At 38.8% G+C, this 26,459-nt stretch carries 20 protein-coding genes; 12 read left to right on the top strand and 8 right to left on the bottom strand.

The annotated features are described in order from the left end of the window. The first annotated feature begins 255 nt into the window (after nucleotides 1-255). The 6 genes from CRO16_RS09545 (at nucleotide 256) to CRO16_RS09520 (ending at nucleotide 9,322) form a co-directional block, all read left to right on the top strand. Entirely contained in the window at nucleotides 256-1,254 is a 999-nt protein-coding gene (locus CRO16_RS09545; protein WP_097056153.1) for a response regulator transcription factor, read from the top strand. A gap of 174 nt (nucleotides 1,255-1,428) precedes the next feature. Next, on the top strand, nucleotides 1,429-2,979 hold the full coding sequence (locus CRO16_RS09540) for a hypothetical protein (protein WP_097056152.1): 1,551 nt from the start codon (nucleotides 1,429-1,431) through the stop codon (nucleotides 2,977-2,979). Between the two features lie 120 nt (nucleotides 2,980-3,099). Further along, nucleotides 3,100-4,521 (top strand): hypothetical protein, encoded by a 1,422-nt coding sequence (locus CRO16_RS09535; protein ID WP_143544496.1) that lies wholly within the window; start codon nucleotides 3,100-3,102, stop codon nucleotides 4,519-4,521. 111 nt (nucleotides 4,522-4,632) lie between these two features. Next, nucleotides 4,633-5,568, top strand: coding sequence for a hypothetical protein (locus tag CRO16_RS09530; protein WP_097056150.1), 936 nt, complete (start codon nucleotides 4,633-4,635; stop codon nucleotides 5,566-5,568). A 74-nt stretch (nucleotides 5,569-5,642) separates the two neighbouring features. Then, the gene (locus tag CRO16_RS16420; protein WP_317042525.1) at nucleotides 5,643-7,499 is read left to right on the top strand and encodes a thrombospondin type 3 repeat-containing protein; all 1,857 of its coding nucleotides are present in this window, start codon (nucleotides 5,643-5,645) and stop codon (nucleotides 7,497-7,499) included. 773 nt (nucleotides 7,500-8,272) lie between these two features. Continuing rightward, complete coding sequence (locus tag CRO16_RS09520) at nucleotides 8,273-9,322, top strand: M12 family metallopeptidase (RefSeq protein ID WP_097056447.1); 1,050 nt, start codon at nucleotides 8,273-8,275, stop codon at nucleotides 9,320-9,322. Between the two features lie 594 nt (nucleotides 9,323-9,916). Here CRO16_RS09520 and CRO16_RS09515 read toward each other — a convergent pair. After that, complete coding sequence (locus CRO16_RS09515; RefSeq protein WP_097056149.1) at nucleotides 9,917-10,501, bottom strand: acyl carrier protein phosphodiesterase; 585 nt, start codon at nucleotides 10,499-10,501, stop codon at nucleotides 9,917-9,919. 159 nt (nucleotides 10,502-10,660) lie between these two features. Between CRO16_RS09515 and glmM the strand changes: the two genes are divergently transcribed. Continuing rightward, nucleotides 10,661-12,052 (top strand): phosphoglucosamine mutase, encoded by a 1,392-nt coding sequence (gene glmM, locus CRO16_RS09510; RefSeq protein WP_097056148.1) that lies wholly within the window; start codon nucleotides 10,661-10,663, stop codon nucleotides 12,050-12,052. Here glmM and CRO16_RS09505 read toward each other — a convergent pair. Next, nucleotides 12,039-12,950: a lysophospholipid acyltransferase family protein gene (locus tag CRO16_RS09505; protein WP_097056147.1), complete on the bottom strand. Its 912-nt coding sequence runs from the start codon at nucleotides 12,948-12,950 to the stop codon at nucleotides 12,039-12,041. The two genes, glmM and CRO16_RS09505, sit on opposite strands and share 14 nt — an antisense overlap. 54 nt (nucleotides 12,951-13,004) lie before the next feature. Here CRO16_RS09505 and CRO16_RS09500 point away from each other — a divergent pair, with 54 nt between their 5' ends. Together CRO16_RS09500 and CRO16_RS09495 are read left to right on the top strand one after the other, a co-directional pair. Beyond that, nucleotides 13,005-13,655, top strand: coding sequence for a rhomboid family intramembrane serine protease (locus CRO16_RS09500; protein ID WP_097056146.1), 651 nt, complete (start codon nucleotides 13,005-13,007; stop codon nucleotides 13,653-13,655). 43 nt (nucleotides 13,656-13,698) lie between these two features. After that, on the top strand, nucleotides 13,699-14,370 hold the full coding sequence (locus CRO16_RS09495; protein WP_097056145.1) for an SIMPL domain-containing protein: 672 nt from the start codon (nucleotides 13,699-13,701) through the stop codon (nucleotides 14,368-14,370). A gap of 68 nt (nucleotides 14,371-14,438) precedes the next feature. Here CRO16_RS09495 and CRO16_RS09490 read toward each other — a convergent pair whose 3' ends face one another. Beyond that, the gene (locus tag CRO16_RS09490) at nucleotides 14,439-15,563 is read right to left on the bottom strand and encodes a TlpA disulfide reductase family protein (RefSeq protein ID WP_097056144.1); all 1,125 of its coding nucleotides are present in this window, start codon (nucleotides 15,561-15,563) and stop codon (nucleotides 14,439-14,441) included. A 119-nt stretch (nucleotides 15,564-15,682) separates the two neighbouring features. Between CRO16_RS09490 and CRO16_RS09485 the strand changes: the two genes are divergently transcribed. Beyond that, nucleotides 15,683-18,130, top strand: coding sequence for a GAF domain-containing protein (locus tag CRO16_RS09485; protein ID WP_245858977.1), 2,448 nt, complete (start codon nucleotides 15,683-15,685; stop codon nucleotides 18,128-18,130). Here the strand turns inward: CRO16_RS09485 and CRO16_RS09480 are convergent. Beyond that, nucleotides 18,050-19,240, bottom strand: coding sequence for a Pycsar system effector family protein (locus tag CRO16_RS09480; protein WP_097056143.1), 1,191 nt, complete (start codon nucleotides 19,238-19,240; stop codon nucleotides 18,050-18,052). The genes CRO16_RS09485 and CRO16_RS09480 overlap by 81 nt on opposite strands. Before the next feature lie 131 nt (nucleotides 19,241-19,371). Between CRO16_RS09480 and CRO16_RS09475 the strand changes: the two genes are divergently transcribed. Continuing rightward, on the top strand, nucleotides 19,372-23,019 hold the full coding sequence (locus CRO16_RS09475; protein WP_317042523.1) for a metallophosphoesterase: 3,648 nt from the start codon (nucleotides 19,372-19,374) through the stop codon (nucleotides 23,017-23,019). Between the two features lie 251 nt (nucleotides 23,020-23,270). Here CRO16_RS09475 and CRO16_RS09470 read toward each other — a convergent pair whose 3' ends face one another. The 4 genes from CRO16_RS09470 to CRO16_RS16175 all read right to left on the bottom strand — a co-directional run bounded on the left by CRO16_RS09470 (nucleotide 23,271) and on the right by CRO16_RS16175 (nucleotide 25,296). Then, nucleotides 23,271-24,182 carry a mechanosensitive ion channel family protein gene (locus CRO16_RS09470; RefSeq protein WP_097056141.1) on the bottom strand — a complete coding sequence of 304 codons (912 nt, stop codon included), beginning with the start codon at nucleotides 24,180-24,182 and terminating at the stop codon, nucleotides 23,271-23,273. Between the two features lie 4 nt (nucleotides 24,183-24,186). After that, nucleotides 24,187-24,678: a Dps family protein gene (locus tag CRO16_RS09465; RefSeq protein WP_097056140.1), complete on the bottom strand. Its 492-nt coding sequence runs from the start codon at nucleotides 24,676-24,678 to the stop codon at nucleotides 24,187-24,189. 64 nt (nucleotides 24,679-24,742) lie between these two features. Beyond that, complete coding sequence (locus CRO16_RS09460; protein WP_097056139.1) at nucleotides 24,743-25,066, bottom strand: phosphoribosylpyrophosphate synthetase; 324 nt, start codon at nucleotides 25,064-25,066, stop codon at nucleotides 24,743-24,745. An 86-nt stretch (nucleotides 25,067-25,152) separates the two neighbouring features. Continuing rightward, nucleotides 25,153-25,296 carry a hypothetical protein gene (locus tag CRO16_RS16175; protein ID WP_179670522.1) on the bottom strand — a complete coding sequence of 48 codons (144 nt, stop codon included), beginning with the start codon at nucleotides 25,294-25,296 and terminating at the stop codon, nucleotides 25,153-25,155. A 114-nt stretch (nucleotides 25,297-25,410) separates the two neighbouring features. On the opposite strand from CRO16_RS16175, the gene CRO16_RS09450 reads away from it, so the two are divergent. Next, entirely contained in the window at nucleotides 25,411-26,421 is a 1,011-nt protein-coding gene (locus CRO16_RS09450; RefSeq protein WP_097056137.1) for a LacI family DNA-binding transcriptional regulator, read from the top strand. Nucleotides 26,422-26,459: the final 38 nt, after the last annotated feature.

The raw sequence follows: 26,459 nt of genomic DNA, 5'->3' as shown, positions 1-26,459 counted from the left end.
TTATCTTACAAATGCTAAAATTTTTCTGTCAAAGGTTTTCCCAAAAATGCTCCTCGAAGATTAAATTTTGGTTAATTAAACATAATTCTGTAGGAAAAAACAGATTTTAACTATTTAGAAGTCAGAAGAATACCACACAAGTTTAGGATTACTTTTAAACATGCTTATCTATCTTTACTCTTGAAATAAGGGATGAGCCGAAATTTGAGGTTGAAATCGATTTAAGAGAAAAACCCAAAAATAGCTTGTAAGAATATGGAAAAGAAACTACTTCTACTAATTACCAAAAATCAGGATTTTTCCGAGAGCGTTCAAACAGAAGCTATCAATGATTTCGATACCACAATAGTTGGTAGTGTACATGCAGGTTATCCTTTGGCTCTTAACATGCTCCCGGATGTTATTCTGATAGATTACTCTTCTTTAGGACTTGAAAGTCTTAAGAACCTGGAGAAATTTAAATCCACTCATTTTTTAAATAAATCTTTCCTCTTTCTTTTTGGGGACCAGGAGAATAAAAAATCTTTGGATAAAAACTTTAAGGAGCTGGTAGATGGGATCATTTATGATAAAGGATCCTATTATCAAATCATAGAAGAGATCGAAGAAAGGATTCAATTAAAACGATGTCTTACCAATTATTGGAAAGACTCTTTTATGGGGTTATTCAATCTATTGGACCACCCCGTGATTCTATTGCAGGACGAAAAGATCGTGGCAATGAATGATTCCTTTAAAAATGACTTTTTTATTACCGGCAGGCAGCAAATTAGATTATCTGATCTGGTAGTTGAAAAGAATAAACTAAAAGTAAAGGAAACCCTTAAGAAGTTTGTGAAAGGTAAACATATGAAAGCTACTACCAAGACAACTCTGCTCATGAAGGAGAAATTGAGAGAAGCGAAGATTACTTTTTCAAAATTGGATAAATCTTTATGTGGTCAATTAATCATGATGATCAACTTTACCGGTAATGACTTTCCTTTAAAAGCAGAAGTAGGTACTTCTTCCCCCGAAACTGAAACTTATTTTTCCAAAAACCATATTACTGAAGAACAGGCTTTTACTAAAAGAGAAAAAGAGATCATCTCCCTTTTATGTAAAGGATATAAAACCAAGGAAATTTCTGAAGCTCTGTGTATTTCGGCTAAGACCATTGAAAAGCACAGGGCAAATATTGTACGACGGACCCACTCGGGAACTATTCTCGAGAGCATCATATATGCACTTAACCATAAAATGATAGAAATATGAGGAAAAGCAGGGTTTTCCCCTATTGTGGCAGGATAAGAGAAATCCTACATTGAAGGGGGAATCTTAAAATTAAGTGTCCCATTTGCTGTAAAAATAACCTAAAGGCAAATTTATTAACCATTCTAAGTATTTATTAACCATTCTAAGTATTTATTAATCAAAAACCTTTTAATTATGAAAAATTTCAAAAATTACCTGGCAGGTCTAGCGGTTTTCGCGCTGCTATTCTCTTCCTGTAGCAAGGAAGAGACAGGGGTGGATCCCACCACTGAAAAGGCTACTCTATCCTTTGGTGCGATAGTGGCTGATCTTGCTAGCCAGTCCACCAACAAACAATCAGATCTTTCCGATTTGCCTGAATGTTCAGATGCTGCTCCTGCTTACGTAGAAATTGTACTAATGCAAGGGGACGAGTATATTGTAGGTGGAGATGCACCTTACCGAGTTGATCTTGTGAGCGGACAGGTATTTACAGAAGAAGATCCGGCTTTGGAACTTGATCCCGGAACTTACTCTCTGGAGCATTTTGCTGTATATGATGCAGCCGGTAATCTAACCTGGATAGCTCCAAAAGGAGGTGTTCTTGCTGAATTTGTTGATGCTCCACTTCCATTGAGTATCAATCTTGGTGCAGGAGTTAAAAAGTATGTAGATGTTTCTGTTGTTTGTTATGATGACAGAGATGTTAACGAATACGGATATTTATTCTTTGAGTTCGACACTACCAGAGCATTTGAGTTTTGCTTCTTTGCGAACTATTGTACTCCGGAAGGAAGACACTTCCCAGCCAGATTCTCAGTAGAATTCTCTATTGACGGAACTGTAATCTATACAGCTGCAGAGAACATTAATGAAGTAGGTGTAAACGCTGCGGGTGATAATTATGCAAGACCAATTTGTTTTGCTCTTCCAGATCTTCCACAGTATGGAGATGATGAAGAATATCTTGATTATACCATTACATTATTGGATTGGGATGGAGTTTATGATGGACCGGGTACTGTTATTACAGGCAGCTTAAGCCGTAATGAAGTTGAAGCTAATTTCGATGGAGATGACAACGTGAACTACGAACACATCAGATTCGGATGTGATGGAACTACTCCACCGGATGATGACAATGACGGAGTGCCAAATGACGATGATATTTGTCCAGGTTTTGACGATAACGCCGATGCCGATGGCGATGGAATCCCAGATGGTTGTGATGAGTGTCCAAACACTCCTGCAGATATGGATGACGACGGAGATTGTCTTCCAAACAATGACGATCCATGCCCTTACGATCCAGACAATGACTGTGAGGACAATCCAGTAGGGGAAGGATGTGAAACAGCTTACATGTTTGGAGATGTTGAATTGAACAGTCTTGACTATCCAGGTAATAACTGGGGTTGGGGTCTTGAAATTACTGCAGCCGACATAGCAGCTGAAGCTGATGGAGTTTGGGAAATCCCATTCTATGCAGGAGCCGGTCAAAATGACATTTCTAAAGGTTGGGAAGCCGGTCACGTTGTACTCACTTTAGAAGGAGGCAACCTTGAAGTTGACATTGTACTTAATGACGGTGTAACCATAAACGATACCCATATTTATGTGGGATCTGACTGGCCAGATAGCCGTGCACCAGGACAATTTGACCTGGATGATGACGATGATGTATATAGCGTAAACGGATGGGATCCTGTATATGTAATCGTTCACGCCGAAGTATGCGGTGACTAATCAATTATAATTTTAAAACCGTCCCGGGAAACCGGGGCGGTATATTAAACTGCCCACTACTGAGGCTAACCAAGTATTTATTAACCATTCTAAATATTAATTAATTAAAACCAAACCACTATGAAAAGAATTTCGTACTACTTATGCTACGTTGCTGTTTTAGCAATGGTCTTTACTTCATGTAGTAAAGAAGAAGACAATCTCGTATCAAATGATACGGACAAAGCTACTCTCTCATTTGGAGCTATTTTAAATGATCTTGCCAAATCCAATAACAAACAATCCAGTACAGATGATTTACCTGAATGTACAGATGGTGCTACCGCAGCTTATGTGGAAATTGCACTTTATGAAGGTGCCACCGCTGTAGTTGGAACTACCGAAGATCCTTTTAGAGTTGATCTTGTAAACGGCCAGGTATTTACTGAAGAAGTTCCTGAACTGGAACTTGAACCAGGAACTTATTCTCTTGAACACTTTATGGTATATGACTCCGCCGGTAACCTGTTATGGGTTGCACCACGAGGAGGAGTTCTTGCAGAGTTCATAGAAAATCCACTTCCCTTATCTATTGAATTAGGTGCAGGGGTTAAAAAATATGTAGATGTTTCAGTACTATGTTATGATGACAGAGATGTAGTGGAATATGGGTATCTATTCTTTGATATTGACACCAATAAAGCTATTGAATTCTGCGTATTTGGTAACTATTGCCCACCATCCGGACGTCACTATCCTGCTGAATATAGCGTGAGCGTATGGTCTGGAACTAATGCTTCAGGTACTGCATTGTACACCAATGTATCCAATACAACCGGATATTATGACAACGGAGATTTCTATGCAGATCCATTGTGTTTTGCACTTCCTGATACAGAAGGACTTGATGAATATTATTTTGAGATCACCCTTAGATCTTCAGAAGAATATGGAGATGTAACTGAAAGAGTAATTCGTAGAGGTGTGATCAATGATAACATCGTGAGAAACTTCTTTGATGGAGAAGACAACCTGGATTACTACCACTTTAGAGAAGGTGAAGGATGTGGCGATGATTCCACTCCAATTTTTGAAGATCCTGAATCTGATACCGAATATTACAAGACTTGCGCATATCCAATAAACGGAAGCAAATCTGTAGCACTAACTTATTTGGAATTGGATGGAGATATTCTAAAGGCTACTGTTCTTGCAGCAGGAGTTACTCCAGATATGACACACCCACAACATATCCATGGTTTGGATAGCGGAGCAAATGCGACCTGTCCTCCTGCGAGTGCAGATGCAAATAATGACGGATATATAAGTCTTGTTGAAGGCCTTCCATATTATGGAGGTGTGAAATTAGCCTTGGATAATGAAGACGGTACTTTCCCAATGGCAAATGCTGCTGGATTCTATACCTATCAGAGAACATTTGATCTAAATGGAGCCGACTTCAACTGGGAGAACCTGGCTGTAGTTGTACATGGAATGTACGTAGGAGAAGAGTATGTTGCTACCATGCCAACTGCGTGTGGTGAAGTAGCTAACCTTCACTAAATAGTTTATGAGGCCGGATGGACCCGGTTTATCCGGCCTTTTTTTAAATAGTATTTATTAACCATTCATATTTATTAACCATTCAATTATTAATCAATAACCAAATTTATTATGAAAACCATTAAATTTTACCTGAGCTTCGTGGCAGTTTTCGCCATGCTATTTACTTCATGTAGTAAGGACGACAGTTCATCTACAACTACAGATTCCGACAAAGCGACCCTTTCTTTTGGTGCTATTGTACAGGATCTGACAGCAAAAAACACAAATCGTCAATCGGCTATTGAAGATATGCCCGACTGTTCAGATGAGGAAGCTGCTTATGTCGAAATAGTGCTTATGCAGGGTGAAAATGCTGTAGTAGGAACTGCAGATAATCCTTATAGAGTAAATCTTGTTTCAGGACAGGTTTTTACTGAAGAAGATGCCGCTTTGGAACTAACTCCAGGTAATTATTCTTTAACCCATTTTTCTGTTTACAGTGCAGATGGAACCTTGCTTTGGTTAGCTCCAAAAGGAGGTGCTTTAGCAGAATTTGTAAACAACTCTCTACCAATGGATATTGCACTTGGTGCCGGAGTGAAAAAATATGTTGATGTTTCTGTTCTATGTTATGATAATCGTGATGTGAACGAGTATGGATATCAATTCTTTGAATTGGATATTAATGAAGCATTTGAATTCTGCTTCTTTGCTAACTATTGTTCTCCAGACGGGCGTCACTATCCTGCGAGATATGCTGTCACCCTTTCTATTGACGGAGAAATTCTATATGAAGGTGTAGAAAATAATGTGGGAAGAAACGAAGATGGAGATCTTTATGCAGATGCACTTTGTTTTGCACTTCCAAACCTTGATGAGTATGGAGATAACGAGGATTATATCGATTATACTCTTACCCTTCTGGATTGGACTGGAGAAGCAGATGCTTACGGAGATGTTGCTCCAATGACGATTTCCGGAAGCTTAAGCAGAGCCGATATTATGGCTAACTTCTCCGGAGACGACGATGTAGAGTATGAACATTTCCGTTTTGGATGTGAATAATAGAACTAGGTGGAAGCTGCAAAGCTTCCACCTTTTTAATTAACCATTCTAACTATTAATCAAAATTATTTATTATGAAAAAAATTAAAATTTACCTGAGCTTTATAGCAATCTTCGCGTTGCTATTTACCTCATGTAGCAAAGATGAAGGCTCCAATGCGACCGATTCAGATAAAGCTACGCTCTCTTTTGGAGCTATAGTAGCAGACCTGGCAGCCAAGTCGACAGAAAAGCAATCAGCTATTGAAGACATGCCGGTCTGTTCAGACGACGCTCCGGCTTATGTAGAGATCGTGCTGATGCAGGGAGACAACGAAGTAGTAGGAACTGCAGCAGATCCATATCGTGTTGATCTTGTTGCCGGCCAGGTGTTTACAGAAGAGGATGAAGCTCTTGAACTTACTCCAGGTAACTACTCCTTAAACCACTTTTCGGTTTATGATGCAGATGGAGACCTGCTCTGGTTAGCCCCTCGTGGAGGTGCTCTTGCAGCTTTTGTAGATAATTCTCTACCACTAGCTATTGAATTGGGTGCCGGTGTTAAAAAATATGTTGATGTATCTGTACTATGTTATGATGACAGAGATGTTAACCTTTATGGATACCAATTCTTTGAATTAGATATCAACGAAGCCTTTGAATTTTGCTTCTTTGCAAACTACTGTACTCCTGAAGGAAGACATTTCCCTGCAAGATACTCTGTAGATATTTCTATTGATGGAAATACCATTTACGAAGATGTGGTCAATACTACAGGAAGAAACGATGATGGTGATCTTTTTGCCGAAGCATTATGTTTTGCACTTCCAAATCTTGAAGATTACGAGGATAATGAAGAATATATCGATTATACGCTAACTCTTCTTGACTGGACTGAAGATGAAGATGCCTATGGTGATGTTGAGCAAATGGTGATCACCGGAAGCTTAAGCAGAGCTGAGATCATGGCTAATTTTGATGGTGATGATAATGTAGAATATGAACATTTTAGATTTGGATGTGGTGATGACCAACCCGTGGATTCGGATGGAGACGGAGTTATTGATGAAAATGATAACTGTCCAAATGAAGCCGGTCCTGCCAGCAATAACGGATGTCCTGAAAATGGAGATACTGATTCTGACGGAGACGGAGTTTTAGACGGAGATGATGATTGTCCTGATACTCCTTCAGGTGCTACTGTAGATGCAAATGGATGTCCAATTGATTCAGACAATGACGGAGTTTATGATGGAATTGACGCTTGTCCAAATGAAGCCGGTCCTGCAGATAACGATGGTTGTCCTGTAGAAGGAGATGCCGATGGTGATGGCGTACTGGATGGTAGCGATAATTGTCCTGATACTCCTTCAGGTGCAATTGTAGATGCTAACGGATGTCCTATAGATACCGATGGTGACGGAATTTATGATGGAATTGATGCATGTCCAAATGAAAATCCTGTTGTAGACGAAGATAATGATGGATGTGAGGATCCAACTACCGGAGAAGGATGTGAAAATCTTCCCGCAGCATGTGCTCTTGATACCGGAGTATCCTTACCGGCAGATTGCTACTATGCTTCGCTTGACGCATCTAATAATGGATGGGTGGAAGTGAATTCTGATGCTGAACTTCAATTAATCGGTGGATTAAATGGAGATGAGCCTTTTGGTGATGTTACTGTTTCCCTTAGTGGAACAGTGGTAACAGTTATTCTTGATGGCGAATTTGCTGATGATAGAATCACTGCCTATGGAATTGAGGTTCGTCCAAATGAAAGTGATGTAATGAGTTCTACTTGTTGGGAATCTATTTGCAACACAAATGTTGCAGAGGGAAGCCAACTTGACCCAATCTCAAATACATTTGACGATTTCGAATATTCCTATCCTATCTATGTTAAGGTTGACATAGTTAATTGTACAGCTCCGATAGGAACTCCAGATTAATTTAATTCAGCAACCAAATGTTTTAAAGCTGCCCAAAAAGGGCAGCTTTTTTTATGCGTTAAAAATGTAAAATTTCTAATGGTATTTTTAGCTTCGGAGGATTAGCCAGACATTATAAAATTATATTAAAAATTTATCCAGGCGTTTGAAGGGAAATTATGAAACGGGATTTGCGAAGACAGGTACGATTAAATAATATTTTAAAAACACCCCAAGTTGTCCTTCCTACAAATACTTTTTAAACTTATTCGATAATGACGATACTTTATCTGTTCAAAGACATGATTAAAATCCACTGAATTTATCGTTAAAAATATTCTTTTTATACCTTATTCCCATAAGCACTGGCGCTACTTGAGGGGATTTTTTAAAACCTCATGTAGGAAATTTCCTCCGTAAATATTTAATTTTCAGAGTGTTAAAGTTTTCAAAAATACTATTAAAATAATATTAATTTATATTTTTACATCTCTGTTATAGAAGTCGACATTCTATTTTTTTATTGTTAATAGTAAAAATTAAAAATCAGGACAAACAAAACAGACAGTATTTTTTCTAACCTCCGGACCCCACCTACTAAGTTAAATTATTATTAAAATCTATTTTGGCACAGTTATTACAAAGGTAACAGCAGATATAAAGAAATTAAGATTTTCTTTTGTTTTTAAAAGCTTTTATTTAACGAAAAACTGAACGTCATCGAAACAATTAAAAAGACAAAAAACACTGAAGAACCCAAAGCATTAGTGTTGGAAAAAGCAAAAAACCTACTTATGAAAAATTTAAAATTCGCTTATATTCTTCCTGCAATTGCTCTTTTTGCTTCCTGTAGCAAAGACAATCCGAATGAATTAGAAGAAATAGACAATGCAGAGTTAACCGAAATTGCTGTTAACGAGGAAAATATAGAATTAGCTTCTCCGGATGCCGGAAGAGTAGCTGAAGTTTATTTTGCAGGACAAAAGCTTCCTGTAGAAGAATTCAACGGAGAATACGTATACCAGGGAGATATCCTTTTACCACCCGATATGGTAAGCAAGGAAGAGGTGAAAGTGGTCTTCGAAAAAGATGAAACCCCATCAACTAATAAAAGTGTGGGCCGTACCTCGGGCCGATGGCCAAATAACACCGTTTATTATGCCATAGACGGTAACCTCAGCGATCAAAACAGAGTGCATGACGCGATAAGACACTGGGAATCAAACACTAACTTAAAATTTGTCCAAAGAACTTCTCAGTCAAATTATATATATTTTGTTTCTGGATCAGGATGTTCTTCTTATGTTGGAATGATTGGCGGCAAGCAGAATATCACCCTTTCTTCCAGCTGTTCTACCGGAAATACTATCCATGAAATAGGTCATGCTGTAGGGCTATGGCACGAGCAGAGCCGTGTGGATCGCGGAAACTTTATTACCATTAATTATGATAATATTCAGAGTGGAAGAGAACACAATTTTCACACTTATTCCCAGCAGGGGATGGACGGAAAGGAATATACTTCCTCCCTTGATTTTGGTTCTTTAATGATGTATGGTTCCTACTCTTTCTCATCTAATGGGAAACCAACAATGGTAAAGAAAGACGGAAGTACTTTTAATGTTCAGAGAACAGGCCTTTCAACAGGAGACAAAACAGGAATTAATAATATGTATCCATATAGCGGGGGATCTTCTACAACCGAGCCGGTATATGTGAATGGTCAAAGTTATGTGATCTATGGAATTACTGTTTTGAGACACAATGATGCCTGGTACTACTATCACAGAGTGTATGGCTGGAGAGAAGTAGTAACAAGATCTGGATATTGGTACTACAAATAGAAACAATTCCCTTTGAGATAATAACCCGGCTGCAGAGCCGGGTTTTTTTTATGCTAGTATCTTAGATTTCAGAAAATACAACCCATATTTGGACCACCGGAAGGTTATTAAATTGGTGTGTAATTTTTCCACACTGTGGACCTTCGAAGTGTGGAATTCCTCAAAAAAGGCCTTTCAGGAGAAAAATAGATTTAGTGAAGCTTCAGTAATTTTACTCCTCTGTATAAAAAAAAATGCTTCCTGTAATTTTGCTGACTTTATAATCCTACCCACAGGTTACCAAAAGTATTTTATGATTTGACAATTGTTTGGAATACCGGGAGATAGTCTTAAAATTCAGATATTTTCCTGACTTTGGATTTTCCTGAATTTATTACCGTCCAATTTTATTTTCGGAGGAGTTTAGAGCTCTGAATTTTAGGTGTTATTATGAATAATTTTCTAATTATAAAAAAAATGTTCTATTATCAGTTTTTTGGCAAGCAATCAATTTTTATTTCAATAAATGGAATACCTATTAGAATAATCGGGAAGTTTTTTTAAAATTTGACTACTCCACATCAGAATATCTTTAAGAGAAAAGAAACTCAGTAACTAAAGAAGCTTAATTTTTTCAGCAGAGAAATTTTTAAGGATGGGAAAGAATTCGGAAAAGTCTTTTTCGAATTCAGAATAATGTTCCCGCAGTTCATTTACAGCCTTGTCCATTTGAACAATATTTTTTGTACGTATGTTCATCTGGTACAGGATCCTGCTAATGCCATCTATACTTGCGTAGCTTAGCAACCAATTCTCTGCAACCATGTAGGGCAGGAAACTTTGAATAGGAGTGGGCAGGAGGTCAAAATTCTTTTTGAGAAGGATATAGAAGTCTGCAACGAAATTTTCTAAGGGCACATTAGAATATTCTTCCCAATTAGAAGCCAAAAAATGATCGTAAAAAATATCGACAATTACCCCCGCGTAATGACTGTAATTTTTATGGAGCTTTGAAGAACTTCTTCTAACTATGGGATGTGTGTCTGTAAAATGATCTATTCTGCGGTGTAGTAAAATACCTTTTTGAATTCCGGGGGGATAATTTAAATATTTTTTCCCTTTTATAGAATCGGCAATAAAATTTCCCAGGATCAATTCTTCATTGTCACCGGATAAATATATATGCGCAAGAAAATTCATGCAGGCTAAGATAAGCTTTCTGAGTGTTTATTTTTTGTTAAGGTTTGGGACTGCTGTAGAAGGGCTGTATCTTTGCCGCGCTTCTGTTTTTGTAGTTTAGATTTCTACGGAAGAAGAGGCGTCAAAAATGACATTTTAGAACAACCTTTAGAAAAACTTATGACCTTAATAAAATCGATTTCAGGAATACGCGGAACCATTGGAGGAAAACCTTCAGAAAACCTTACCCCGATAGATGCTGTTAAATTTGCCTCCTCTTACGGAAGCTGGCTTAAAAACAGCAGTAAAAAAGGAAAACTGAAGGTGGTCGTGGGTCGGGATGCCAGAATCTCCGGCTCCATGATCCAGCAGCTGGTAATGAACACTTTAATTGGATTGGGAATAGATGTGATAGACCTGGATCTCTCTACGACACCCACAGTGGAAGTTGCCGTGCCTTTGGAAAAAGCCGACGGTGGAATTATCCTTACAGCAAGTCATAATCCTAAACAATGGAATGCTTTAAAACTGCTAAATGAAAAAGGAGAATTCTTAAACGGGGACGAAGGTGCCCAAATTTTGGAAATGGCAGAAAAGGCAGATTTTACTTTTGCTGAAGTTGACGCTTTGGGAAAAATAGAAAGGGTTGATCATTACATCGACACACATATTGAGGAGGTAGTAATGCTTCCACTGGTGGATGCAAAAAAAATAGCTGAAGCTAATTTTACAGTTGCGGTGGACGGAGTGAATTCTACAGGAGGGATTGCCATTCCGAAATTATTGAAAAGACTGGGAGTAAATGTGATCGAATTGTACTGTGAACCAACAGGGCATTTTCCACATAATCCCGAACCTCTAAAAGAACATCTAACAGAAATTTGCGAGCTTGTAAAGCGGGAAAAGGCCGATCTTGGAGTGGTTGTGGACCCCGATGTAGATCGTTTAGCATTTATAAGTGAAGACGGGGAAATGTTTGGGGAAGAATATACCTTGGTGGCCTGTGCAGATTATGTATTGAGCAAAACCCCTGGAAATACGGTGAGCAATCTTTCTTCCTCCAGGGCTTTGAGAGATGTTACCCAAAAGCACGGAGGCAGCTATGAAGCTAGTGCAGTAGGAGAAGTGAATGTCGTGCAGCTCATGAAGGATACTAATGCCATAATAGGAGGTGAAGGCAATGGCGGGATCATATATCCGGAACTTCATTACGGTCGCGACAGCCTGGTGGGAGTAGCTTTATTTTTAACCTTTTTGGCAGAAAAGAAAATGAAGGTTTCAGAGCTTCGGAAGACCTATCCATCCTACTTTATGAGTAAGAATAAAATTGAACTCACCCCACAACTTAATGTGGATGATATACTTCAAAAAGTTGAAGCAAAATATTCCGAAGAAGAAGTGTCGACCATTGATGGAGTAAAGATTGATTTCCCTGAACATTGGGTGCATTTGAGAAAATCCAATACAGAACCCATTATTAGAATTTACACCGAAGCTAAGTCCCAGGAAAAGGCCGATGAAGTAGCAGAGCAAATGATCGGGGAGATAAAAAAAATAGCTAATCTCGTTTAATAACTACAGCATTTTTAGAAATAGGAGCATTTTGGTGTTTCCATCTTTTATGCGTCCATAAATAATACTGAGGATCTTTTTTGATCTGGGCTTCCAGTTCTTCAAAATATCTTTTGGTAATGAAATATTCCGGTTCTTTCCCCGGTGCATAAGAAAGCGTTTTAAAAGAGGCTAAATAATGGCCTCTTTTTACTTTTTCAACATGCAGATAGATCACCGGCATATCCAGGGATCTCGATAAGTTTTCCAATCCGGTAAAGACCGGCACCTGAATTCCCATAAAATCTGTCCAGGCTTTTGCCCTGTCTAATTTTGGGGATTGATCGGCGATCATGGCATACACCCCGCGTATTCCGGATTTCTCATTTGCAATGATTGTTTTTGTGGCTTTGGTGGTGGGAATCAGCACTCCATTATACCTGCCTCTGATATCTTTAGCCATTTGATCAAAAAAGCGATTTTTGATCTTCTTATAAACTCCGAAACCACGATAGTCGAGTCCGTAAAGCTGCAGGGCATTCATCCATTCATAGCTCGCATAATGCCCGCATGCAAGAAGAATGCTTTTGTCCATTTCTCTAATTTTGTGGACCTCTTCAATATTGGCAAAGGCAAAACGCTTCTTCAGCTCGTCATTGGGTATGGAGATACTCTTCACCATTTCCAGAAACATATCTACCATGTGGTGGTAAAAATCTTTAGTGATTTGATTGATTTCAGCATCAGGTTTGCCGGGAAAAACCAGCTTTAGGTTTTCTCTTACCGTTTGCTTTCTGTAACCGGCAACATAATAAACTATTACATATACTAAATCTGAAAAGGCATAGAACAGCTTAAACGGGAGTATGGAAATAAGAAGGAGAAAAGGGTAGACCAGCCAGAAAACTAAACGCTGCATGGAAAAATAATTTAGGCAAATATATGGTATATTTGGCACTAAACTTAAGCATACATGGGAGATTTAAACCTGGTAACTATCGTCATCATAGCTGCCAATGTGATCATTTCTTTTAAAGGATTTAATGACAGAGCATTCTTTGAAAAATATAAATTTAATTCTGCCGCGGTAAAGAGAGGAGAAAAGATAAGGATCTTTTCTTCAGGATTTTTGCATGTGGATACTGCTCATCTCTTCCTTAATATGCTTACCCTATACTTCTTTGCCGATGTGGTTATTGCCATTTTTGGGAGCTTAAAATTCATTATCATCTACCTGGCCAGCCTCTTGATAGGTAATTTGTTATCCTATTACTTTCATAAAGATGAACCACACTATAATGCTGTAGGAGCGAGTGGGGCAGTTTCGGGGATCATTTATGCCGCCATATTACTTTATCCGGATATGAGCCTGTACCTGTTCTTTATTCCCATTCCTATTCCTGCATACATTTTTGGGATAGGTTATATGTTGTACTCTATCTACGGAATGAAAAGACAACTGGGGAACATTGGGCATGATGCTCATTTTGGAGGTGCCGTGGGAGGTTATTTACTTACTCTTATCTTTATTCCCGCTTTGTTTGTGACCAATCTCTTTATGGTCATTCTATTGGCAATTCCGATCATCTTGTTATTTTTCCTACAAAAAACAGGGAAAATCTGACATTGGCATTGAAATTGAATCACAGCTGCTAAACAACCATTTTATGAAAAGAATATTGCTACTACTGGTGATGCTCATGGGAGCCGCCACCTTTGCACAGGAAGAACAGAATACTGTATCGGTAATAGGAACGGGTACCGTAAATATTATCCCGGATAAGGTTTTGATCAACTCACGAATTGAGCATACCGGCAAGTCTGCCGTAGAAGTAAAAAAGCAGAATGATAACGTTGTAAATGATGTGATCAGGTATCTAAAATCCCAGGGAATAGCTTCGGAAAATATTCAAACCGAGTATATTCGACTAAATAAGGAATTTAACTACAACACTAAGGATACTTTTTATTCGGCCAACCAGGCTATTTCAATTGAGCTTCAGGATTTGAAGAAGTACGAAGACATCATGAGTGGATTATTAAATTCAGGTTTGAACAGGATCGACGGAATTGAATTTATGACTTCCAAAAAAGAGGAATTACAATCTGAAGCCAGGAAGAAGGCTGTTCTTGACGCACAAATGAAAGCAAAGGAATACGCTGAAGCTTTGGGACAGGAAATCGGAAAAGCAATTAGAATTTCAGAAATACAGACCGATCATTATCAGCCGGTGTATAGGGTGATGGAAATGAAACAGGATAGTTCAGAACAGGAAACTATCGCTCCGGGAGAGATGGAGGTAAGGGTGAAGGTAAATGTAGACTTCCTGCTTAAATAGGATTGATAAAGGATGAATAAAAAAAGGTGCTGAAAAGCACCTTTTTTGTTGATCTGTTATAGTTTCTTTTAATCCAGTAATTCACCAACTTTTTGCCCCAAAGCAGGTCCTCTTAGATCTTTTGCAATGATCTTGCCGTCTTCATCCAATAAAAAGGCAGCAGGGATTGCTCTGATTCCATATTCTGCAGCAATAGGGTCCTGCCAAAACATTAGGTTAGAAACGTGATTCCACTGGCCAAGGTTATCTTCCTCAATAGCTTGTACCCATTTATCTTTTTGACCTGGCCGATCAAGTGACACCTGAATGATATTGAAACCTTTATCATGATATTCATTATAAACCTTTACAATATTTGGATTTTCCATTCTGCAGGGGCGACACCAGGCAGCCCAGAAATCTACCAGGGTCACCTTTCCTAATGCATCTTTTAAAGCAAGTTCCTTACCTTCAGGAGTAGGTGCACTAAAATTGGGCGCCGGGCTTCCTATATCGGTTTTACTCATTCTATCGAGGCTTGATTTAAAAGTTTGAGCAAGTGAAGTTTGTTGCACTTCAGGATCTAACTGTTCATAAAGAGACTTCATTTCTGAAGAAGAATAAGCTTTTGTATTCAACATATCCTGTAGGATCATAATGGACACTATGGAACCGGGGTTATTCTTTATGAGCTCTTTTCTATTATTCTTATCCATTTCAAAAGATTCCTTCTGATTATCTTCCAGAGTTTTTAAAGTTGCAGTATCCTGAGCCTGGAAAGCTGCACGCATGGAATTTCTGGTTTCGGTCATACGGGAATTGCTATTCCTCACATCCTTTAAATAGGTATAAAGAACTTCATTATCCTTTCCGCCGGTAACCTCTGAAGCAAACAAACTGTCCGGATAAACTTCAAAGGAAATAGGAGTATTGTCTGCTATAAAAAGGATATTACCGCGGGTACCTTCAAGGTTTAAGAAACTTATTGTAGGGTTATCTTTTTCAGGAAGGTCAAGTTCGAATTTACCGTCTTTCACCACAGCTGTATCTATTGGTATAGCCTGAGTGTTAGTGTCATTAAGTTCGGAAACTATAATTTGCTGACCTTCTGTTGCATTGTTTACTGTCCCGCTTATATAGTAACCATTATTGCTGGAATCTTCGCAGGCGCCTAAAAGGGCAATTAGAGCAACTAATAAAATCTTACGTATCATTATTTACATTTTTCACAAAAATAATTATCCTTTATCACCTGTAGGGAATTATAATATAAATAATTGTTAATATATGGAAGGGGAGCAGGCTTGGTACTAAAATCGATTAATTTTAACATATGAAGCAACAAAAAGAATTTCCTCTTGATCTTAAGATAAGTTTTCAAAAGGTTGTCGAGCAATATAAAAAGCAGCTGGAGACAGAGCCCAGCAATATTTCCAGGGAGTACATTGGAAAGGTTCTGGAATATATTTCTTCATTCCCGGCATTGACAGATGGTATTGAAAACACCGAAGATCTGGTAAAGTTGAAAGATCCAATAAGGATCCTGATGAAAGATCTTTTTCCGGAGATACTTTCGGAAAACCAGATCAAGGCTATTTCTATACCTTTTCATAATATAATCTTTAATTCAACAAAAAAATTCAGGGAGATCCTGGCCTGTGCAGGAGAGGATTTTTCCCTGTCTATGAGGAATCTTGATGAAGACCTGGATTATATTTTCGGCTGCATTCTTATTCTGAATACATATTATGGTTACGACATTGATTTTTCAAGGCCACTGTACTACGATATTCCCGATTCCAACGGCATTTTGAGACATTTCCGGATTGACCTCAATTCAGATTTTGTAGAGATACATCCGGGTAAAGGACACAAGGAAATTACCGAAAAGGATGTTGACCTTCTTATTCAGAATATAGAGGATGTAAAGCTGTGGAAAGAAAAATTCCCACGAAAAAGTTGGATCTTCAAAGGTTTTACTATTATTTCTCTTACAGATGTCACTGTTGATGATGCTATTTCAGATCTAAAGACCACGCTTTTACAGCAAAATACTTCCGGAAGGGAGGAAATGGAGAAATTTGAAGAAATTTTCAAATCTATTTATCAGATTCCGAAGTTACGGGTGGGGTTCACTATGTACAATGAGCAGGATTCCACGTTTGAAAAAATGATGGGCAACAGGGCCCCCAGCTTCATGTTGAGAAACGAAAAGCAAATCGACTGCCGGGCTGCTCTTGATGAAGATGCTTATCAAAAACTGGTGGTCAACCATCATAACCTTAGTATACCAAATGTGGATCTTTTTGCTAAGAACACTGCCACCAATTTTTTAGCTGATTCTTTAAAAGCTGAAAATGCAAAAAGTGCCATCATTGCTCCAATTGCCAAAAATGATACTTTACTGGGAGTTCTGGAATTGATCTCCTATCAAAAGAATGTGCTTAACAGTGTTAACGCTACTAAACTTGAGGACATTCTTCCTTTTATTGTAACTGCAGTAGAACGTAGCAGGACAGAATTTGAAAACAGGGTCAAAGCTGTGATCCAGAGCGAATGTACTTCGATTCATCCCAGCGTGCTCTGGATCTTTGAGAAGGAAGCAAGGAAATTCATCAAGGATCTTGATGAGGATGGTTTGGCATCCTTTAAAGACATTACTTTTCCTGACGTTTTTCCGCTTTATGGTGAAATTGATATCGTAGCTTCTTCGGAAGCACGAAATGAAGCTATTCAGCAGGATCTTCTGGATCAACTGCAAGAGATCAATAAGATCATCTGTGAAGCTAAAGAAGTCGAAAAGCTCAACATTTATGAGCAGGTAGAATTCAGAATAGCTGAATTTGTAGAGGAGCTTTCAGAAAATCTTAATGCTTCAAGTGAGCAAAAGGTATTTAATCTGCTTCAGAGGGAAATCGAGCCTGTAATGAACCACATTGAAAAGCAGACTCCGCAGCTTAAAAATATGGTTTCTGATTACAGAAAGAACATTAATTCAGAAACCGGGATCATCTATAATCATCGTAAGAATTATGATGAAGCGGTGCAGCAGATCAATCGTACCATGGCCAGGTATATCGACCGAAAACAGGTGGATGCCCAAAAGATATATCCTCATTATTTTGAAAGATATAAGACAGACGGAGTAGAGCACAATATATATATTGGAGCATCGCTGACAAATAGTAGAATTAAGCCTTTTGATGAAGTTTATCTTTTTAACCTACGATTATGGCAGCTCACCACCATGTGCGAAATGGAAAACAGGTTCTATCAGATACAGGAAAATATGCCTTTAAAACTAGAGGCTGCTTCTCTTATTTTGGTGTACAACAGTACCCTTTCCATAAGATACAGAATGGATGAAAAGCAATTCGATGTTGATGGAACTTATAATGCAAGGTATGAGATCATCAAAAAAAGAATTGATAAGGCCAATGTAAAAGGTTCTGAAGAGCGTATTACTCAAAAGGGAAAAATTGCTATAATTTATTCCAACAGGAGGGATGAGCGGGAGTACCTTCGCTACATTAAATATTTGCAGGCTAAAAAATACCTGGGTGACCAGGTGGAATTACTTGAATTGGAAGATGTTCAGGGAGTAATAGGTCTTAAAGCGATAAGGGTAAATATCCTTTACCATCTCGAAGATGAAAACCACTCAGAACAAATTTTCACTTATGAAGATCTTGAAAAGGTCTTAGACCAGATAGTAAGTAACAATAAAGCTCAGGACACTGAGGATAATTCCTATCATGAAGACCGTATAGGTAATTCTTAGAAGATAATATTTCCGGTTAAGGACGATTCCCAGCATGTAAAGATCTTTCATCAGAGATTCATAGACATCTGTCCGGTTATTGAGGATCTCATGCATGGCCCACTCAAACTGATCATAAGGCATTCTGTGAAAATTACCGAAAAAAAGCACATTCACGTCCCCGTTTTTGACCTGTTCTTTCGTAAATTCTCCTGAAGTTACATTTGGTCTTGTGGACATTATTGCCCCAATGATAGAAGCCACACTAAAGATCATGAGAATAAAAGTGGGGATCATTACGGTAGTTCCCGCGTCTACCGGAGCAGTAAGGTCGGGGATCAAATTGGAGATGGCCAGAGAAATTATAATTGCATTTACAGAAAGCAGGATGTTTGCTTTAGTATCGGCAATATCACTGAGTTTAAGATGGTTTCTCATGGTCACCCTAAATAGGGTTTGTATTCCCCGGTCCGGACTCTTGTCTTTATATTTAACCTTTAACCTTGCCTTTGCTTCTTCTTTGGCCAGTTTTTTTCTTGCTTTTCCTTGAGCTTCCAGCAGTTCATATAGGTTCTTATCCTTTTGTTCCTTCCAGTTTTGCCGCGCGTAATCTGTGTAGAATTCGTGTTTAGTAGTAAATAGGTCGATATTCTGCTTGATCCATTCTCTATCACTAAAGTTCTTGATCTTTAATAGCTTGAGTTCCTGGCGCAGGAATTCACTGGTTTCTTCAAAGTAATCTTTAGCTAAATGTGAGGTATCGGCATCCTTAATGATTTCTTCCAAAATATCCCTGGGTTCAGCATGCATACGAGTCGCAAGGATACAACGGGAAACAGTTTCAATAGTTTCTGCATCGGCGTCATTTTGCTGTAACCACTCCTTTGCTATTTCCACGCTTTCTTCTTCATGGCCTGCGTATTTTCTGGTATAGCCGGTGTCATGAAGCCATGCGGCAAGCAGGAGCGCCTCTTCCTGTTTAACACTAATTTGAGATTTTTCAATTAATTCTTTACTACTTTTAACTACCCTCTGAGTATGTTTATAATTGTGGTAGATGAATGTATTGGGAAGTTCTTTAGTGAATAAGTCCTGAACAAAATTTGCTGTTTTCTCAACAAGAGGTGTCATTTAGTAGAAATTAGATTTAACGCCAAATTACAAAAAAATACCCCTACAAATTTTGCATGAAAAAAAATAACATATTTCTAACACTAGCTTTATTTGCAGTATTTACAGGCTGTTCCCCCAAAATTAATCAGGTGAAATATGCTAATGGAGAACCCACTCAGGACTTTGGGTATCCCCAGGATAAGAATATTGAGAAATCCTTCTATTTATTAGGTGATGGCGGATATTCTCCTCCGGGGGGATCATCAGAAGCGCTCCTGGCTTTCAAAACATATATTGATTCAGTAAAGCAAATAGGCAATTACACCATTTTCCTGGGAGACAACGTTTACCCTGCCGGCCTGGTCGCTGAAGATCACCCGGAAAGGGAACTCATGGAATACAGGCTTGATGCTCAAATTGATGCCGTCGAAAATTATGATGGTAATTTATTTTTCGTAGCCGGGAATCATGACTGGTATGCACAGGGACTTCCGGGACTTAAACGCCAGGCCGATTACCTGCGCGAAAAGCTAAAACAGGATAACGTCTTCTATCCAGAACCGGGATGCGGGTTGGCTTCTATTGAAGTGAGTGATAAGATCCAGGTGTTGGTAGCCGACTCCCAATGGTTTCTTGAAGATTGGGATGATAATCCAAAGATCAATGACGATTGCGCCGAAATTAAAACCCGGGAAGCATTTTTTCAGGAGATAGATAGTGAACTAAAGAAAAATCAGACCAAGACGGTTATTTTCGTTATTCACCACCCTCTTTACACCAACGGTCTACACGGAGGAAAATTTGCATTGAATAATCACCTTTTTCCCACTCAAAGAAAATTACCCCTTCCTATTCTTGGAACTATTGCCAACTTTTTGAGAACTACCGGAGGTGTAACCAGTACAGATCTTCAAAATGAGCGCTACAAAGCGATGAGAAAACGAATTGAAACCATAGCCGGGCGCTGGGGGAATGTGATCTTTGCTTCGGGACATGATCATTCTCTTCAATATATAGAACATGAGGATATAAAACAAATAGTCTCGGGATCTGCTTCGAAAGCATCTTATGTAGGATTAAGGAATGACGGATTATTTGCTTATTCCGGACAGGGCTTTGCTACTGTTGATGTTTTTGAGGATGGTTCCTCCTGGGTTAGCTTCTACGGAAGTGAAGATAAAACACCAAAATTGCTATATCAAAAAGAGGTGATAAAAGCCCCGGTCCCATTTAATACTGATACCTTAACAACCGCATTTCCATCTACTGTTTATGCTTCAGTTTATGAGCCACGGGATACTACCGTTTCTGAAGTCTATGAAAGCATTTGGGGAGACCGGTACCGGGACCTTTATGGTACTTTGGTCGAAGCTCCTGTAGCTGTTCTTGACACTTTGTATGGCGGTCTTACTGTGGAAAGAGCCGGTGGCGGTCATCAAACCCGCTCCTTAAGATTAAAGGATAAAGAAGGAAGGGATTATAACATGAGAGCTTTGGAAAAAAGCGCTGTGCAATTTCTTCAAACCGTTGCCTACAAGGATACACCGGTGGAGACTAAATTTGAAAATACCTTAGCGGAAGATATTATCAGAGATTTCTATACGTCTGCACATCCTTATGCTTTTTTAGCGATCCCTACATTATCAAAAGCAGCAGGAATTTTTCATACGAATCCGCAGGTGTTTTATGTTCCGAAGCAAAAAGCACTGGGAGATTATAACAGGGAATACGGGGATGAGTTATATATGATCGTAGAGCGCCCCGAAGAAGGTTGGAAAGATCATGAAACCTTTGGCAGTCCAAATCATGATATTGAAAGTACATCAGGTGTCTTCGAACGCCTGCGAAGGGATGAGAAATATAAGCTGGACGAACCGGAATATATTAAAGCCCGAATGTTTGATATGCTGGTGGGAGATTGGGACAGGCATGAGGACCAGTGGAGATGGGCAGAATTTGAAGACGAAGAAGGAAATCATCTTTTTAAGCCTATTCCCCGCGATAGGGATCAGGTGTTCTCAAATTTCGACGGAGCCTTCTTTAATACCTTAAGAGGGTTAACAGGTTTTGCCAATCAATTTGCAGTTTACAGTGATAATATCAATAATATAGAATGGTTTAATTCGGCAGCTGTTGGGCTGGATAGAAGTCTTATTCAGAATGTAGGCCGGGAAGAGTGGCTTCAGCAAGCGAAATTCCTTCAGGAGCAGATCACAGATGAAGTTATAGAAGAAGCCTTCAGTAAGCTTCCGAAGGAAACTATGGGGGAATCAACAGATAAGATCATAAGTAGCCTCAAAGGAAGAAGAGACAATTTAGTGGATATTGCCAGTAGGTATTATGATTACTTTGCTAAGGTCGCAATCATTTCAGCAACCGATAAGGATGACTATTTGGATATTCAACGACTTCCTGAAGGTAAAACCCGTGTTGCGGTCCACAGAATCAAAGATGGAGAAAAAGCTGATGTTGTCAGCGATAAAACTTACGATTGGAATTACACTAAAGAAATGTGGATCTATGGACTGGATGATGATGATATCTTTGAGGTTGCAGGAAATGGACCGGCAAACATCAGGATCAGGATCATTGGTGGTCAAAACAATGACATCTACAGGATCAAAAATGGCAAAAATATTAAGGTTTATGACCATAAATCTTTACCAAATACGGTGGAGATCAATGACGGGGCCGACTTTAATTTTACCGATAAATATGATGTAAATGTTTTTGACAAGGATCGTCGAATCTACACCACAAGTGCGATTTTACCGGCGGTAGGTTATAACCCTGATGATGGTTTTCAAGTAGGAATAAGTGGGAATTATACCACCTACGGTTTTAGAAGAAATCCTTTTACAGCCCAGCACAGGATAAGGGGTGGATATTACTTCGCAACTCAAAGTTTTGACCTTAGTTACCAGGGAGAATTTGCACATGTGTTTGGTGATTTTAATTTACTTATTGGAGCACATTTTACCAACCCCAGCTACACTCGAAATTTCTTCGGAATAGGGAATGAAACGGTTAATCCTGAAGAAGAATTAGGTAAGGATTATAACCGGGTAAGAATAAGCAGGATAGGAGGAGAAACGGGAATCAACAAAAAGACTCCGTTTGGTCGTTATTATGAACTTATGGCTTCTTTTGAAGGAGTTCAAATTGAAGATACTCCGGATAGGCTAATTTCTGAAGCCTTCCCCGAAAATGCCGAAATTTTTGACAGACAATATTTTGCCGGTCTGGAAGGCTTGTTCAGGTATGAAAGTTATGATGATATCTTAAATCCAACAAACGGATTAAAATTTGAATTCGTGGCCGGGGGAAAAATGAATACTGCAGAGACCGATAAAATCTACGCCTATTTCAATCCTTTTTTAGAGTTTTACAGGGCGGTAGTCAGAAACCGGAAGCTGGTTCTTCACTCCCGTTTTAATGCAGAGATTTTGATGGGGGATGATTTTGAATTTTATCAGGCAGCTTCTTTAGGTGGCCTGGAAAGCCTTAGAGGATACAGAGAGCAAAGGTTTATTGGAGAAAGTGCTTTTGCGTGGGGAAATGATCTTCGTTATAGTTTTAATGAATTCAAAACCTCTTTTCTTCCATTTCAGGTTGGAATTTTTGCAGGTTATGATGTTGGAAGAGTATGGCTTGACGGAGAAGATAGTAACCAGTGGCACGATAACTACGGCGGCGGATTCTGGATCACAGGGGCAGATGCAGTTTCGGCTAAGTTCAACCTTTTTACTGGTGGTGAAAAACCAAGGGTCAGCTTTAGTATAGGAGTAAATTTCTAACCGAATTATCAATAACAAAAATACCCTTCCAAATAATTTTTGGAAGGGTATTTTATTTTGTTAAATTCTACATTAAAATATTTTCCTGATTTTTCAGGAATAAATTTCTTGCCTGAACAATGAATTCTATGAGCCTTACCAACCCAGATGTTTGAGTATCGGTTTGGATTTTAGAAGGCCATTATTATTTCCTGGTAAATTTCACGATGAATAATTTTTTAGCCTTTATGAGGTTTATGAGGATGGTAAGACTATTCTCCTTTTGCTCCTGATTCCCCGGGAAGAGATGGTTGGTCCAGCTTCAGTTTATTATTGAATTCCAAGGTTCTTATTGGGAACGGGATGTTTATTCCATGCTCATCATAAGCCTTCTTCATAGCAATGATAGCCGAATTAGAGGCAATTAAAATATCCCGATTTGTAGTGACGGGTGCCCAGAATCTGACGACAAAATTGATGGAGCTGTCTCCAAATTCGTTGTACATAAATTCAACCTCTTCATTTCCCTGTTGCGGGAAAATTTCGGCTAAGGTATTGATGGTTAAATCCCTTACCATCTCAAGATTAGAATTATAAGCAATTCCGCAGTTGACCATTACCCGTGACCGGGAGGTGCGTGAAAAATTCTTAAAAGGGGCGTCAATTACCTGGGAGTTTGGAATAACCACATAATTATTGTCTGCTTCCCTTATAACGATGCTTCTAAGGTTGATTTCCACTACGCGTCCTGCATAACCGTTGTTTTCGATCCAGTCTCCTATCTGTAATTCTGGTAGAAAACTTAAAAGGATTCCCGAAAAGGTGTTATTAAGCGTCCCCTGGAGAGCAAGACCTATAGCCAGTCCCACAACACCGGCACCTGCAAGTACCGAAGTCAAGACTTTGTCAAGATTCAGGAGGCCAAGAGCAACAAAGAACCCAATGGCAATGATCAGAACCTTTACGATCTTGATCGTGATCTCTCTAATGGAGTCTTGCTTAACTTTGAACCTTAGTACCCTATTAAGAATCTGCCCAAGATATTTAGCTCCCAGTACAAATAGAAAAAAGACCAGAATTGCCAAAAGAAAATTAGGCAAACCCAGGATCAAAGAATCCAGCCATTCGCCTAATTTATCCCAGATTCCTTCAATGGAATCATTAATATTAAATCCGTCGTCCATTTATTTAGACCGGCTTGTGTTGTTCAGAAGTCTTCATCTTCCAGGCATCAAGCATCCAACTCGTTTTCTCCAACTCTCTTATGTAGGCTCCAATAAGGTCAATAGTACCTTCATCGCCTCCTTTTTCTGCGATTTCAACTACTTTACGCATTTGCTTTAAAATCGTTCCGTGGTCATCTAAGAGGTTCTTGATCATCTGGGAATCGGAAAGGTCAGATTTGGATTCCTTTACATTCGCTTTCTCCAGATATTCGCTTAGATTGCTGGTGGGTTGATAGCGCAGCGTAAGGATCCTTTCTGCTATTTCGTCGATCTTGATCTTGGCATCATCATAAAGCTCTTCAAATTTCTCATGAAGATCAAAAAAGTTCTTACCAATGACATTCCAATGATAATTTCTCAATTTTTGATAATAAAGATGATAATCGGCTAAAAGGATATTTAGCTCCTGTACAGTATTTGACGTTTTTTTTTCGTCTAAACCTAGATAACTCATAGTTGTTTTGTAATTAAATTAATTAATCAGAAAAAATGTATTAGAAAATTCCTTTTTTTGAAAGTTAATCCGAGATGGGTCTGTTTTTCTTTAGATCAAGTTTTTGAAGGAGTTCTTCAGAAACCTGTCCCGATGTATAGTTGTATCCGTCAAGTAGCACCCCTTTTCTTCCCTTTGAAGTAGTTATAGCGTAGATCGTTGCTTCGTCGCCTGGATTAGAAGGGCCTTCAAACCTGTAAACTTCATCAACCACAAAATCCTGGGATAAAAATTCTTCCCTTTCCCCGGGAGTTTTTAATTTTTCATCCAGCAGGTTGAAATCTTCTTCATATCCGAAGTCTAAACGCAGCATATTTAAGGTTTGCGATACCGTTCCTTTTTGTTTCATTCCGGGTTGTTTTTGTTGATGCTTAAATTACGGCTGCGCACCCGTCTTTGCAAATACAGCGGGTGGTTTAGTAATTATTTAACGCGCTATTCATCCTTGTCCTTGCTTCTGAAGTTGAAGAGTCCTAAAGGAAGGGCAAAAAGGAAAAAAACATACCAACCAGTTACCAAACCCACAATGGTTATAACTGCAGCTAAAACGTAAAACCAGTAAGTGCTTAAAAATCTCATTTTTGGAAGTTTTTTCCGGAAAAAGATAAATATTCTTAGGATGAGCCGGTAATTAATGAAACGAATTAACAAGGCTTTATTACATTTGTATTTCATCCCTATAAATTCTTCTGAATGAAAAGCAGAATTACCCTGAAAGAGTTAGCAAGATTGCTCAATGTTTCAGTCTCTACAGTGTCAAAAGCTCTTAATGATAGCCCCGAAATTAGTCCTAAAACAATTGAAAGGGTAAAAGAATTGGCTGCTCTTCATAATTACAGGCCTAATCCCACTGCAGTTAACTTAAAAAGCAGTAAAAGCGGTACTATTGGAGTTTTAATTCCCAACATCGCAAATTCCTTTTTTGCAAAAGTACTTTCCGGAATGGAGGAAAGGGCGCAGAGAGAGGGGCTGCAGCTCATGACGTATATCTCCAATGAATCTTATGACAGGGAAAAGCAAATTGCAGAGCTTTTAACCTCGGGATATGTTGACGGCGTCCTAATAGCTATAGCAGAAGAGACTCAGCGGAAAAAAGAATTTGAACATATCAAAAATGTGCTTCAGTATGATATTCCTGTAGTGCTTTATGACCGGATAGGTTTTGATATGGCTGTTGATAAAGTAGGAATTGATGATCATAAGGTGTTTTATGATGCAACTAAAGAACTTCAGGAGAAAGGTATTAACCGGATTGGAATAGCAACTTCCATACATCACATGGGAGTAGGTAAAGCCAGGATTGATGGGTATAGAGAAGCTCTTAGGGAAAACGACACTTTCTATGTTGCAAATTCTGCAAAAATGGAAAGCCTCAAAGAAAAAATCCTGAAGATGTTGCTTGAAGATAAAGTGGAAGCTGTGTTAGGAAGTGATTTTGACAGTACGATGATGGCTTACAGGCTGGCTTATGAGAACGGGATAAGAATTCCGGAGGACCTTAAGATTGTTGGATTTATTAGGGGAGGTCTCGCTAAATATCTCACTCCTTCTGTAAGTTATTTTGATCAATTCCCTGATAAACTGGGGGAAAAGGCGATGGAGGTTCTTATTAACCGTATCAATAAAAAAAATACAGGACCGGTTCAGAAATATATTATAGATACTAAAGTGGTTCATTTGGAATCTACGGAATTCAAAAAATGAACTGCTTTAAGAGGAAATTAGGAAATACCTCGCGGGGA

The organism is Salinimicrobium sediminis (genome assembly GCF_900215295.1).
Classification (GTDB): Bacteria; Bacteroidota; Bacteroidia; order Flavobacteriales; family Flavobacteriaceae; genus Salinimicrobium; species Salinimicrobium sediminis.
Note: the sequence above shows the minus strand (reverse complement) of the source record. Positions and strands in the feature narration are given on the sequence as shown.

What these genes read in the sequence shown, in the direction of transcription:
- CRO16_RS09545 (WP_097056153.1), top strand. Translation starts at nt 256, where the DNA reads ATGGAAAAGAAACTACTTCTACTAATTACCAAAAATCAGGATTTTTCC.
- CRO16_RS09540 (WP_097056152.1), top strand. Translation starts at nt 1,429, where the DNA reads ATGAAAAATTTCAAAAATTACCTGGCAGGTCTAGCGGTTTTCGCGCTG.
- CRO16_RS09535 (WP_143544496.1), top strand. Translation starts at nt 3,100, where the DNA reads ATGAAAAGAATTTCGTACTACTTATGCTACGTTGCTGTTTTAGCAATG.
- CRO16_RS09530 (WP_097056150.1), top strand. Translation starts at nt 4,633, where the DNA reads ATGAAAACCATTAAATTTTACCTGAGCTTCGTGGCAGTTTTCGCCATG.
- CRO16_RS16420 (WP_317042525.1), top strand. Translation starts at nt 5,643, where the DNA reads ATGAAAAAAATTAAAATTTACCTGAGCTTTATAGCAATCTTCGCGTTG.
- CRO16_RS09520 (WP_097056447.1), top strand. Translation starts at nt 8,273, where the DNA reads ATGAAAAATTTAAAATTCGCTTATATTCTTCCTGCAATTGCTCTTTTT.
- CRO16_RS09515 (WP_097056149.1), bottom strand. Translation starts at nt 10,501, where the DNA reads ATGAATTTTCTTGCGCATATATATTTATCCGGTGACAATGAAGAATTG.
- glmM (WP_097056148.1), top strand. Translation starts at nt 10,661, where the DNA reads ATGACCTTAATAAAATCGATTTCAGGAATACGCGGAACCATTGGAGGA.
- CRO16_RS09505 (WP_097056147.1), bottom strand. Translation starts at nt 12,950, where the DNA reads ATGCAGCGTTTAGTTTTCTGGCTGGTCTACCCTTTTCTCCTTCTTATT.
- CRO16_RS09500 (WP_097056146.1), top strand. Translation starts at nt 13,005, where the DNA reads ATGGGAGATTTAAACCTGGTAACTATCGTCATCATAGCTGCCAATGTG.
- CRO16_RS09495 (WP_097056145.1), top strand. Translation starts at nt 13,699, where the DNA reads ATGAAAAGAATATTGCTACTACTGGTGATGCTCATGGGAGCCGCCACC.
- CRO16_RS09490 (WP_097056144.1), bottom strand. Translation starts at nt 15,563, where the DNA reads ATGATACGTAAGATTTTATTAGTTGCTCTAATTGCCCTTTTAGGCGCC.
- CRO16_RS09485 (WP_245858977.1), top strand. Translation starts at nt 15,683, where the DNA reads ATGAAGCAACAAAAAGAATTTCCTCTTGATCTTAAGATAAGTTTTCAA.
- CRO16_RS09480 (WP_097056143.1), bottom strand. Translation starts at nt 19,240, where the DNA reads ATGACACCTCTTGTTGAGAAAACAGCAAATTTTGTTCAGGACTTATTC.
- CRO16_RS09470 (WP_097056141.1), bottom strand. Translation starts at nt 24,182, where the DNA reads ATGGACGACGGATTTAATATTAATGATTCCATTGAAGGAATCTGGGAT.
- CRO16_RS09465 (WP_097056140.1), bottom strand. Translation starts at nt 24,678, where the DNA reads ATGAGTTATCTAGGTTTAGACGAAAAAAAAACGTCAAATACTGTACAG.
- CRO16_RS09460 (WP_097056139.1), bottom strand. Translation starts at nt 25,066, where the DNA reads ATGAAACAAAAAGGAACGGTATCGCAAACCTTAAATATGCTGCGTTTA.
- CRO16_RS16175 (WP_179670522.1), bottom strand. Translation starts at nt 25,296, where the DNA reads ATGAGATTTTTAAGCACTTACTGGTTTTACGTTTTAGCTGCAGTTATA.
- CRO16_RS09450 (WP_097056137.1), top strand. Translation starts at nt 25,411, where the DNA reads ATGAAAAGCAGAATTACCCTGAAAGAGTTAGCAAGATTGCTCAATGTT.